The organism is Pseudoalteromonas sp. SG44-1 (assembly GCF_014164315.1).
GTDB lineage: Bacteria > Pseudomonadota > Gammaproteobacteria > Enterobacterales > Alteromonadaceae > Pseudoalteromonas > Pseudoalteromonas rhizosphaerae.
This window is the reverse complement of sequence record NZ_JACJEW010000251.1, coordinates 1-406: the sequence shown is the minus strand read 5'-3', so window position 1 is coordinate 406 and position 406 is coordinate 1. Positions and strand designations below refer to the sequence as shown.

Annotated in this window: 2 pseudogenes; both read right to left on the bottom strand. The window is 36.9% G+C overall.

Annotated elements, in window-relative coordinates:
• Positions 1-185, bottom strand: a pseudogene (locus H5187_RS24455) (alpha-amylase family glycosyl hydrolase); the annotation flags it as partial.
• Positions 182-406, bottom strand: a pseudogene (locus H5187_RS24940) (hypothetical protein); the annotation flags it as partial. The pseudogenes H5187_RS24455 and H5187_RS24940, both read right to left, overlap by 4 nt.

The following is a 406-nucleotide window of genomic DNA, read 5'->3' as shown; positions in this document are numbered from 1 at the left end:
ATCTCTATAGCGAAAACGCTACTTAGTAACTTAATTCGCTCTACTAACCACACTCTACGGTGATCAAAGTTTTTACCTGTGTATTTATCATCACCACACAAGAATGCACGTCTCACGCATCGTGAGATTAAGTGATAATAAGATGTGGACGCTAAATCAATAAGCTTTTTTCTTGCCCGGGTCATACATAGCAACTCCTGTCAAACTGTATATAAAAACAGTAGTTGATACTATGGATTTTGCAAAAAATTTGCAAAAAAATGCGCCTGTCCTTTTTTACTCCTTTAATATGATTACCACCAAATTGCTTTAGCTGTGCTGGTTGACTTTCATATTGAACAGTATCTTTTTGTTTGAGGGGTTTATTTGCTTTGACCGTGTCTGTGGTAAAGGCTTTGAAATGCGC